Origin of the sequence: Agathobaculum sp. (genome assembly GCF_022775115.1) — a bacterium.
In the GTDB taxonomy this organism is placed as follows: domain Bacteria; phylum Bacillota; class Clostridia; order Oscillospirales; family Butyricicoccaceae; genus Agathobaculum.
The window spans coordinates 1-11,055 of the sequence record NZ_JALFLA010000030.1 but is presented as its reverse complement, the minus strand read 5'-3'; the positions used below and the strand labels follow the sequence as shown (position 1 = coordinate 11,055).

Here is an 11,055-nt window from a genome sequence, read left to right as displayed (position 1 = left end):
AGTGCCGGCCTTGGGAAAATGGATTTTGAACTTTTTTGGGCTTTAAACGCCGTTTTTTTAATTCTCGATTTGACGGTTAGCGGTGGAAGATACATAGACGCAGTGCGTTAGTGTCGGAGGTATCAGCAGGTATCAGTACGGAGACGCGCTGCTGACCAAACTGGCGGCGGCGATCTGTACCAGATGTCGCTATACAGCGCGGGCGTGCTATGGGGCAGCTCGCCCAGACAGCGGGCGGTGCGGCGCAGGCTGACCGATGGAGCCAAACGCGAGATCAACAGGCGGCAGCGCAAATGGCGGCTGATGCAGCTGCTCAACGCCAATTTTCGCGGAGGGCACCGAGGTATCAACCGAAATAAAATTTGTTTTAATAAGTCATTATACTATTATATAACTTCATGGTTGTAATCAGTCATACCCATAATTTGGCATTCCTAGAAAAATTTTCTCAGGCGGAACGACCGACACAGCGAACTGCACCACCTGCTGCACCTTGTTGATTGGTGCGACAGCCATCGGCGCGGACAGTGCGTAACCCCACTCATATGACTGGGGCAGTTTGGCACACAGCCTTGCCGCACTAAATTAGGGCACTTGGCGCGCGGCGGAGAATTTGAAATAAATGTCGATATGAGCGGAATCAGTTACCACGATATAGCGCAAAAGCTGGCTTGTTACAGCGCGGTCAATGGCCGGTATCGTACCGTGCCGCGCGAAAAACGTAGCCAATGCATCGTGCTGCCGGTGTGCCTGCTCGCTTTGATGCAGGCCGCTTTGCAGTTGGTCGATCCGGCGCTGCTGCTCGGCCAACTCCGCTTGATAGCGCTCCTTGAACTGCGCATACTCACTTTGGTCGATCAGACCCTGCTCCAAACGGTCATAGAGACGAAATTGGGCCTCGCGCAGACGGTCGCGTTCCTGCACCGCGCGCCGCAGCGCCAGCCGTTCTGCGCTATGGCTGTGCCCGTCTGCGCCGCTCCGCCGCACGGCGGCCATAACGGCCTTGGCATCTACCAGTGCGGCAATCTGCTCTTGGAGGGCTTGCAGCAGCACCGCCTCCAAAATCGACTCCTTGACCGATGGGCACCGGCATTTGTCAGGGTCGGCAGCGCGGGTCGCGCAGCGGTAGCGGATGTGTGCGCCTGTGGTGTGCCGGTTCATATGCCCGCCGCAATGCGCGCATCGGACAAAGCCGGACAGGGGATAGGCTGCTTGGCGGCGCGGCGCGGTTCGCATGCGGCGGGCAAGGCGCTCGTGCACGATGGCAAACAACTCGTCTGGGATGATCGCCTCATGCGTGCCCTCGACTACCGTCCATTCGCGCGGCGCGGCCGGTATCATCTTTTTGGTGCGGTATGAGGCGCTTTTGTACTTGCCCTGCACCAGATTGCCGATGTATACCTCGTCCCGAAGTATCGTGCGCACCGAGGTCGATGACCAGTGCCGTCGGCCCGCATCGTCTCCACATTTGGCAAAGCCCTTGCAGCCTTGGCTGGTCTTGTAGAGCGAGGGTGGCATGATCTGAAGTGCATCGAGCTGCCGAATGATTTCACTGATCGAGGCGCCGCCTGCGTACCAATCGAAGATGCGGCGGACGACTGCGGCTGCTTCGACATCAATCACGAGCTTGTGGCGGTTTTCCGGGCTTTTTACATAGCCATAAGGCGCGTAATTGCCGAGAAACTCACCGCGTTCGCGCTTCATGGCAAAGGTGCACTTGATCTTGAGAGAAAGCTGACGGATATAATCGTCGTTCATGATATTGGCAAAGGAGACAAGAGCGCTGCAATAGCCCTGCGGGTCCTTCAGGCTGTCAAGATGGTTGAGCACGGAAATGACGCGCACACCCTTTTGGGGAAAATACTCCTCCATCAAACGGCCAAGCGCGGTGTAGTTGCGCCCAAGGCGGGAGTTATCTTTACAGATGACGCAGTTGATATCGCCGGACTCGATAGCCGCGATCATCCGCTGGTATGCCGGCCGGTCGAAGCTGCCGCCGGGATAGCCATCATCCGCATAGATCTGCGCAGCGTCGATGTGCTCCCCCTGCTCTTGCAGATAGCGGATGTGCTGCTCGATGATGCGCTTCTGGTTTTGGATGCTGTCGCTCTCCAGCTTATCCCCATCCTCCTTGCTGAGCCTGACATAGACCGCCGCGCGCCAGCGAACGGCCAAGGCCTCGCCCTGCTCTGCTCTGTTTGGCACAAAGGTCATTGTCTCTCCTTTCCGCGAAATCGCGCGCGCAGTGGTGAAAGTGGATCAATGTACATGGTCGGGCAGATGAGAACACAGTATGGCGATCATACAGGATGTCAGGCTCGGGCCGTTGTCTGTGTGGTGCACGGTAACAGTGCATGTTTCCGCATTTGTCGGACGTTTTGCTGCCTGTGTATTCTTTTTTGGTTGCATGTCACAACACCTCCTGCACCAGCATATTGCGTGATACAGGGTGGATATGCCTACACAGCGCGCCCGCTTGGACAAAAAACGGGAGAGACCACGCGGGTGCGTGTCTCTCCCGTCAAACCGTTCGGTATGCGGAAAGTATTTTTCTTTTCCGCAGCAGGGACGCGGCTTATTCGGTCAAATTTGTGCAGAAGCGCATCAGGATGGTGGCGACCTGCGCGCGGGTCGTGTCGCCGCCGGGATTGAGCCGATTGCCGCCCACACCGTCGATTAGGCCGGTGTCCACCGCCCAGCGCATGGCGTCGACGGCATAACCGCTCGTCTCGCCTCTGTCCGCAAAGCGGCTAAGGCTGCCGGATACGGCGGGACTGCCCGCGTAGCGGTACAGCATGGTCGCCAACTGCTCGCGGGTGATGCTGCCGTCGGGGTCGGTGCCGTCGGATATACCGCGCGCCGTCGCCCAGTTCATGCTCTGCTCACGCCATGCGCTGCCGGTCGCGTCGTAGCCGTCAAAACGGGCGAGCACGGCCATCAGCATGGCCCGGGTCATGGTGTCATCCGGGCTGAAGGTTTGGGTGGTCGTACCATTGAACATCGCATGGGCAGTTGAAAAATCAATGGCGTTCTGCGCCCAGTGGCCGCGCGTGTCGATGAAGCTTGGGCTGCGATCCTCCAGCCGCAGGCTGGCCGAGCCATCCAGCTTGACCAGCATACCGTCCGTCGTCGGGATGGACAAACGGACAACCTTGCCTGTGCGGGTATCGACCGCTACGGTACCGGTGGTCACGGTGGTGGACAGGGTAACGGTGGTGGTGTTCACGCCGCGCGGCAGCGTGACGGTGGCGGTCATATCCGCGCCGGTGCGCTGCACGGTCTTGATCACGACCTTGTCTGTCCGGGTCTCCGTGCGGGTCTCTGTGCCGTCCTTGCGGGTTTCGACTACCAGTGTCGAGCCGTTTGTGTAACGGGTGGTTTCGGTCACGGTGCCGGTCTGCTGGTTGGTGACGGTGGTCGTGCGCGAGCCATCTGTGTTGACTGTGCTCTGCGTGACAAGCGTACCGGACGAGGCGTTGGAATCGTTCGACGTGTCGGCTGTCACGGTCAGCGTGCCGGTGGCCTGGCGGGTCACCTGATAGTTCTCATCGTTGGTGAACGCGGTCTCAGCCATATTCGTCCAAGTGATGGTGTATGTGCCGGCGGTCTTGACCGCCTCCGCTGCCGTAAGCGCTCTGCCGTTTTGGTCAGCCAGCCGAAAGACAGGCGTGGGCTGTGCGGTCAGGCTGTCGCCGCTGGCTACGCCCGTGTAGTCGAGCGCCAGCGTGGGCGCGGCATCGCCTGCGGCTGCCGTCAGGTCGGCGGGTTTGACGGTTACCGGGCGCTTTGCCACGTCGATCGTGACCGACGCCTCACCCAGCGAGGAATCCGATGTATAGGCGACGAGGATGCTTGTGCTGCCTGCCTTATGGATGGTGACTGTGGCGCGCTCACCTGTGCCGGAGACGGTCAGTACGCTGGGATCGCCCGAGCGCCACGACCAAACGCCGTTCGCGCCGCTGACGGCAGCATTGGCGGTCAGGGTGAACGCCGCATCGCCATAGACCTTGCCCGTGGGTGCACCGGCGATGGTGAGACCCGCGTCCGCCTTGGCCACGGTGGTCAGGGTGAACGTCACGTCAAACGGCTGGTAATTCGCGCTGTTTACGGTCGCGGTGAGCACCGCCTGCTTGCCCGCGTCGGCTGCATCGTTTATGGTAAAGGTCAGCAGCGCGGACGCAGCGGACGCCGGATTGCTGACGATATCATCCGCATCCACGGCTTCAGCCACCTTGCTGATGGTCAGGCCGCTCAGGCTCAGATAGCCGGACAGGTCGATGTGCATCGTCTGGCTTGCGCCCACCGGGATCTGCCGGTCAAAGGCTTTTGCACCGGTGTAGACGGCTTGCCCGATCGTGAAGTCCTGCGTGGCGGCAGCCCAAGTATAATTGCTTCCCGCGACGGGGAGGACAGTGACCGTGGCCGCGCCGGCGTTTATATTGTTCGCGTAGGATACGGTATAGTCGCGTCCCTTTACCAGCGGAACAGCGCCTGCCGAGACGCTGACCGCGGGCGTGTGGGCGTTGCCGTTATAGGTGAACGGGCCGCCGGTCATGCTGATAGACGGTGTGACCGTCTGGGGAGCGACGGTGATGTCGACCGAGCAGACGACCACATCATTGTAGGCCATGCCGGCAACTGTGCCGCTGTACAGCACGTTCACCGTGTACTGCCCGGCGTTCGGCGTATCGTTCGGCGTGACGCTGAGGTAATAGCGCTCGCCAGTGCCGGTGGCGCTGCCCACCTTGGCGGTGATGGAATTGATCTGAAGAATGCTCGACCATGTATCGCCATAGGCCGGGTTAGCCTTGACCGTCACCGCGTTTGCGGCGGTGGCCGGAGCCGCACCCATATAGAACTGCAATTCGGCAACAGTAACGTCCACATTGGCTGAAGCCGGGAGGTGATTTCTGTCACCGGCGTAGGCGATCGTGACACGCGCCGCACCACTGGCCGCGCCGGTCACGGTGCCGTTGGTATCCACTGTGGCGATGCCCGTGCTGTCGCTCTGATAGGTCAGCGGCAGGCCGGCGGGAGTGGTGCCCGCGCGCAGCGGAACGCTCTGCCCCTTGACCACGGTGATGGCGGACGAGGACGGGGTGATCGTGGTCGGCTGGCGTTCAATGGTGAACATGCCGACTTCGATCGGGGTGGCAGTCGCGCTGTACGCGCTGCCGCCCGCGGTGGTGATGGTGACGGTATACGGACCGGCGTCGGTCGGCACGGCCGCTGCACCGTCGTAGAGCACGGTGATGGCGCCCACCTCAGCCGGGTCGCTGCCCTTGTAGGTGACGGTCGCGGTCTTTGCGCTGCCGTCATATGTCAGGTTCGCGGGTGGGGTAAAGGTGAACAAATCGGCGGTCGGGTTAGCCAACGCGGCACTTACCGTGATAGCGACCGTGGTCGTCTCGCCGCCGTAGCGGATGGTGACCGAGGTGTCATCGACCGTCAGCGCCTTGTCGGCATTGTCGATGGTGTAATCGCTGATTGCGGTCGTGGTCGTATCGTCATAAGTAGCGGTGACGACCATGCCGGTGGGGTCGAACTTCTCGCCCGCCGCATAGCTCGTTTTGTTCGGCTGCACGGAAACCGCGATGCCCGTCAGCGCTTTCGGCGGGGTATAGGCGGCGGTGTGCAGCAGCAGATCAGCTAAGGGATAGACCGAGCGGGTCTCCGCATCATATGCATAGCTGATATTCTGCGGGGAAACACCATATCCGTTACCTAAATCGTACAGTGGGATGTGGATCGTATAGCCGTCCGCCGTGCGGCCGGGTGCACCCGCGAGGAACAGCCCGCCGTATGCGCCCGCGCTGTCCTCGTCGCTGTTGGTCAGATCAACGAGGTAGTGCTGGCTATCGTCCATCGTGATGACGTTCCACATATGGGCGCCCGCGCCCGTGCCGCCATTCATAGTGCCGGTCATGGTGTAGCAGGTGATGCGGTCGCTGGTAAACGTGCTTAGGTCGCACAGATACTGAAACGCCTTGGAGTAGCCCTCGCAGACTACATTGGTGGAGTTGTCTTCATCAAACACAGAGATCAGCTGCCATGGGTCGCCGTAGGGCGTGGAGGCAACCGACGCCGCGCTATTGTCGTAAGAGACTGCATCACAGATATAATCCTTATAGGCTACAAGCTTTTCATAGTCGGACTTGCTCTGGTTAGCAGCTACTACGCTGCGGGCGTTTTGGGACGCGGTGACCGCGCGGCTGGCGCGGCCGGGGTCGGTCGTGTAGTCGGCAGGGCCGGCGTAGCCGTCGGCCACGGTAAATTTGAACTGCAGCTGACTGACCGTTGTCGTGCCTGCAGAGATGGATAACCCTGTGACCATGCCGCCATCGACCTTATCAAACCAGTACATTTCGTAGGGGGAGTCGACGAGCAGGGTGTAGAGGAGCAGATCTGTATCCACACCGGAGAGTGACCTGCTGCTTGCATCGTAGGTGATGCCCATGCCCGTGGTGTCAATGGTAAACACGGTGGAGGTCGCGCTGCCGCTGGCAACCTGCGCGATTTGCGCTTTCAGGTCATCGTAGATGGTTTTATTGTTGCCGGACAGGCGGCTGCCAGCCGCAAAGCGGAACAAAGCGACGCTGTCGTTGCCATACAGGAGCTTTTCCACATATTTGGCAAACAGCGCGTCGTTATCAGATAGGCTGATTTCAGGCAGTCGAACCTGTTCCCTCCACACAAGCTCGTCCGCTGCCGCATCCGCCGCCAACGCGCCGGCCGGCAGCATCGATGACAGCATCGCCGCGGCGAGAAGTGCGCTGCATATTCGTTTTTTCACTGAACGTCCTCCTTATATCTCATCCATCATCAAAGTTGTCACCCGTATGCTTTTCAGCAATGCCACTTTCTGTTATTATACCAGTATGTTCCCAAGAAGAAAAGAGAAATCGTCCCAAAAACACAAAAAAATACATGGTCCGGCGGCGCCGCTGAACTGTGTGCTGACGAACGCCATTCATAGGTCATCAGCAGCACATCATCCGCCGCCGCGCCGAGTGCCTGATAGTCATGCGCTTCATACAGCAGGCCAGGTTGGGTGGCCGAGGTCTTGGGCGCGAGCGCGACCATAACGGTCATATCCTGCGGGGCAAGGCGCGCCCGCACATCCCGCACAAAGGAAGCGTAAGCGGCTGCGTCCTCGGGCGGGATGTATTCAAAATCAATATCCACGCCTGAAAAACCCTGCGCGGCAAGCGTCTGGGCAAGGCTGTCGAGCATGGTCTGCCGCGCGGCGGGGTCGGTCAGCAGCGCGTGCGCGCGGTCGCCGGAGAATTGTCCGTCCTCGCCCAGCGTGGTCAGCACCATCAGGGGCTTTACGCCGTATTGCTTGGCCATGCGCGTAAGCAGCTCGGCGTTTTGCGGCAGGATGCGGCCGGTGCGGTCAAAGCCGTAGGAAAAAACCGATAAGTACGTCAGATAGGGCAGCGTTTTGCGCAGCACACGCTGGTCAATGTTTGGATACGCATAGCCGTTGACGGCAAACGTGCCCATCTTCGGACCGTAGGACAATACCAGCGTCTGCCCGGGATACAGCCGGTCGCCGCCGCCGAGCTGCGGGTTGTTCTGCCAAAGCGCTATTTTGCTCACCCCGGTCTTGGCTGCAATGCTGTCAAGCGTATCACCGATGAGCACAGTATAAACCTGTGTGGGCTGCGGCACGACGATCGTCTGTCCGGGGGTCAGCCGGTAAGGCTCGTGCAGCTCGTTCTGCTGGATGAGGAACTGCGGCGAAGCGCCGTACTCCTGCGCGATGCGGTAGAGCGAATCGCCCGGCCGCACGACACGAATCACCATAAAAAAACCACCTTTCCCTGCATTCTATGCGGGAAAAGGCGGATGGGTGCGGCGCGCGGCGGTTCGTTCAGTTCATGATGTGCAGCTCGGGTTCTTTCGCGCTCGCCTGCGCTACGCAGAGCGACAGGCAATAGCCGGGGTCGGCGGAAAACGGGATGCGAAACAGCGAGTAGGGCGCAGTGATATCCGGGCAGTGAAGCCGCGGCGCGCCGAAGCGCAGGTCGACCTCAAAGCTGCGCAGCGGCAGGTCAAGCCCGCGGCCGATGGACTTGACAAAGCTCTCCTTGAGCGTCCAGAGTGCGTAGAAGGCGTCATCCCGCGCAGAGGGCAGGAGTGAGTTAAGGTAGCGCACCTCCTCCTTATGAAAAAAGCGCGCGGCCACATCGTGGCGGCCCGGCTCGCACTTCTCGATATCCACGCCGACCGGATGGTCGCCCACCGCGCACACGACCCAGTCGCCCGAGTGGGAGATGCTGAAGTGGATGCCCGGCTCGGACACCAGATAGGGCTTGCCGCCCTCGGCGGTCGATATCTGAAGCGGATGGACGACCGAGGGGAAATGCTTGGAGATCGCGTATTCCAGCAGCAGCGCGCCGGCAAAGCTCTGCGCGCGCGCGGTATCCCGGCGGCGGTCGATCTGCTCCAGCCGCGCGCGGAAGATGCGTGCGCGGGAGACTGGGTCGTCCGGGTTGACGGCGGAGACCGGAATGGCATATACAATGGTCAAGATTCATCCCTCCGCAAAAAAGGTGATACGATATCGACAGTATACCACAGATATGCGGCCTTTGGCAATGACATTCCTTGGAAAAAACAAGAAAACCTTGGGGGACGGCAGGTGTGCCCGCCGAACTACACGGCGATGCGGAGCGCACCTGCGCCGCCGCGCAAGTACCGAAAAAGTGCAGCGCAGATAAATGACCATGTGGTCATTTATACGCGGAATATGCGATAGAATACGGATATTACGGATTTTTGACATGTTTTTCAGAAAAAAGATATAAAAGGTGGTTTGCGAGAAACCCGTGCGGCGGGTGCGGCGCGCGGCGACGGGCGTAAGCCGACCGAGCGCCCGCATGGGGCGGGCGGCGGTTTTGCATGAAAAGTATGCAAAACCCTTTGCAAAACAGCGCGGCATAGGGTAAAATAGAAAAAGGAAAATCAAGCATTAGGAGAGTGGAGCATGGAAGCACAGAAATATAAGCGCGTGCTGATCAAGATCAGCGGGGAAGCGCTGGCGGGCGACAAGCACTTCGGTCTGAATTTTGACGTGATCGGCCCGGTGTGCGATGTGATCAAGCGCTGCAACGAAGAAGGGCATGAGATCGGCATCGTCGTCGGCGGCGGCAACTTCTGGCGCGGCATCAAGGACGGCGGCGGCAAGATGGAGCGCACCCGCGCCGACCACATGGGGATGCTGGCGACAACCATCAACTCCCTTGCGCTGGCGGACGCGCTCGAGCAGCGCGGCGTGCCGGTGCGTGTGCAGACTGCGATCGAGATGAACCGCATCGCCGAGCCGTATATCCGCCAGCGGGCGACACGTCATCTGCAAAAGGGGCGCGTGGTCATCTTTGCCTGCGGCACAGGCAATCCGTACTTCTCCACCGATACCGCCGCCGTGCTGCGCGCGGCTGAGATCGGCGCGGAGGTCATCCTGCTGGCTAAGAATGTCGACGGTGTGTATGACTCCGACCCGGCCACAAATCCGGATGCCAAGAAGTACGACCACCTGAGCTATATGGATGTGCTCAACCAAGGTCTCGGCGTGATGGACACCACCGCGACCTCGCTCTCCATGGATAACCACATACCCATCCTTGTATTCGCCCTTTCCGACCCCGAAAATATCCACCGCGCGCTGCGCGGCGAAAAGCTCGGCACGATCGTACAGGAGGAGAAATGACATGAAAGCTGAACTGAAAACCTATGAAGAAAAGATGAAAAAGTCGCTCGACGTGCTGGCTAAGGAGCTGGCCGCCGTGCGCGCCGGCCGCGCAAATCCCGCCGTGCTCGACAAGATCACGGTCGAATATTACGGCGCGCCCACGCCGCTCAATCAGGTCGCGGCGGTCTCCACCCCCGACCCGCGCTCGCTGGCCATCCAGCCGTGGGACGCTTCGATCCTCAAGGCGATCGAAAAGGCCATTCAGGCCTCCGATCTGGGCATCAACCCGCAAAACGACGGCAAGCAGATCCGCCTGTCCTTCCCGCCGCTGACCGAGGAGCGCCGCAAGGAGCTGATCAAGGGCGTGGCCAAGCTGGGCGAGGAGGACAAGGTCGCGCTGCGCAACATCCGCCGCGACGCGATCGACAAGTTCAAGGCTGCGCATAAAAAGAGCGAAATGACCGAGGACGAGCTGCACGAGAGTGAGGACAAGATGCAGAAGCTGACCGACAAGTACGTCAAGGAAGTGGACGCGATGGTTGCCAAGAAGTCCAAGGAGCTGGCCGAGGTGTAATACCCCGTGCCCTTTTGCCTGCGCGATATGCTCCTTATATTATATAACGTGTATCATACGCGCCTTGGCGCGCGGCAGGACAAGTGGGGGCGGCGGTGCGCCGCCCCTTTTTGTGAGGAGAAGTTATGGGTCTGTTTACCCGCAAACTGAAAAAAACACCCCCGGTCGAACGCCCGGTGCCGCGGCATATCGCAGTCATCATGGACGGAAACGGCCGCTGGGCGAAAAAACGCGGCCTGCCGCGCAAGGCGGGGCACAAGGTCGGTGCGGAGACCTTCCGCACGATCGCAACATATTGCAAGGATATCGGCGTAAAATACTTTACAGTGTACGCCTTTTCGACCGAGAACTGGAAGCGCCCCGCCGAGGAGGTGGACGCGCTGATGAACCTGTTCCGCACCTATCTGAAGGAGGCGGCCGAGAGCATGGCCGCGCGCGGCGTGGCCGTGCGGGTGCTGGGCGATCTTAGTCCGCTGCCTGCGGATATCCGTGCGCAGATCGCGCAGGTCGAGCAGATAGCGGACGGCCTCGGGCCGGACGCGGCGACCGCCTCGCTGTGCATCAACTACGGCGGGCGGGATGAGATCAAAAACGCCGTGCGGCGCATTGCGGAGGAGGTCAGAAGCGGCACCCTGTCGCCTGAGGATATCACCGAGGAGACGATCACGGCGCGGCTCTATACCGCACATATGCCTGACCCCGATCTCATCATCCGCCCGTCGGGCGAGGTGCGTACCTCCAACTTTCTGCTGTGGCAGTCGGCCTATGCGGAATACTATTTTAC

General features: G+C 60.2%; 7 protein-coding genes. 3 read left to right on the top strand and 4 right to left on the bottom strand.

The window, feature by feature from the left end; all coding sequences use genetic code 11:
• Positions 1-585: 585 nt before the first annotated feature.
• The 4 genes from MR935_RS04015 to MR935_RS04000 form a co-directional block, all read right to left on the bottom strand.
• Positions 586-2,205 carry a recombinase family protein gene (locus tag MR935_RS04015; RefSeq protein ID WP_290571269.1) on the bottom strand — a complete coding sequence of 540 codons (1,620 nt, stop codon included), beginning with the start codon at positions 2,203-2,205 and terminating at the stop codon, positions 586-588.
• A gap of 370 nt (positions 2,206-2,575) precedes the next feature.
• Positions 2,576-6,793 carry an S-layer homology domain-containing protein gene (locus MR935_RS04010; RefSeq protein ID WP_290571267.1) on the bottom strand — a complete coding sequence of 1,406 codons (4,218 nt, stop codon included), beginning with the start codon at positions 6,791-6,793 and terminating at the stop codon, positions 2,576-2,578.
• A gap of 53 nt (positions 6,794-6,846) precedes the next feature.
• Positions 6,847-7,809: a LysM peptidoglycan-binding domain-containing protein gene (locus tag MR935_RS04005; RefSeq protein WP_290571265.1), complete on the bottom strand. Its 963-nt coding sequence runs from the start codon at positions 7,807-7,809 to the stop codon at positions 6,847-6,849.
• A gap of 67 nt (positions 7,810-7,876) precedes the next feature.
• Positions 7,877-8,536: a 4'-phosphopantetheinyl transferase family protein gene (locus MR935_RS04000; RefSeq protein WP_290571263.1), complete on the bottom strand. Its 660-nt coding sequence runs from the start codon at positions 8,534-8,536 to the stop codon at positions 7,877-7,879.
• Positions 8,537-8,992: 456 nt separating this feature from the next.
• On the opposite strand from MR935_RS04000, the gene pyrH reads away from it, so the two are divergent.
• The 3 genes from pyrH to uppS all read left to right on the top strand — a co-directional run.
• Entirely contained in the window at positions 8,993-9,715 is a 723-nt protein-coding gene (gene pyrH / locus MR935_RS03995; RefSeq protein ID WP_290571261.1) for a UMP kinase, read from the top strand.
• Position 9,716: 1 nt separating this feature from the next.
• Entirely contained in the window at positions 9,717-10,271 is a 555-nt protein-coding gene (frr, locus tag MR935_RS03990; protein WP_290571259.1) for a ribosome recycling factor, read from the top strand.
• 125 nt (positions 10,272-10,396) lie between these two features.
• On the top strand, positions 10,397-11,055 hold a 659-nt coding region (uppS, locus tag MR935_RS03985; RefSeq protein WP_290571257.1), incomplete at its 3' end, for a polyprenyl diphosphate synthase.

Excerpts from the sequence above, each read along its gene's own strand:
- MR935_RS04005 (WP_290571265.1), bottom strand. The coding sequence starts at position 7,809 with ATGGTGATTCGTGTCGTGCGGCCGGGCGATTCGCTCTACCGCATCGCG.
- pyrH (WP_290571261.1), top strand. The coding sequence starts at position 8,993 with ATGGAAGCACAGAAATATAAGCGCGTGCTGATCAAGATCAGCGGGGAA.
- frr (WP_290571259.1), top strand. The coding sequence starts at position 9,717 with ATGAAAGCTGAACTGAAAACCTATGAAGAAAAGATGAAAAAGTCGCTC.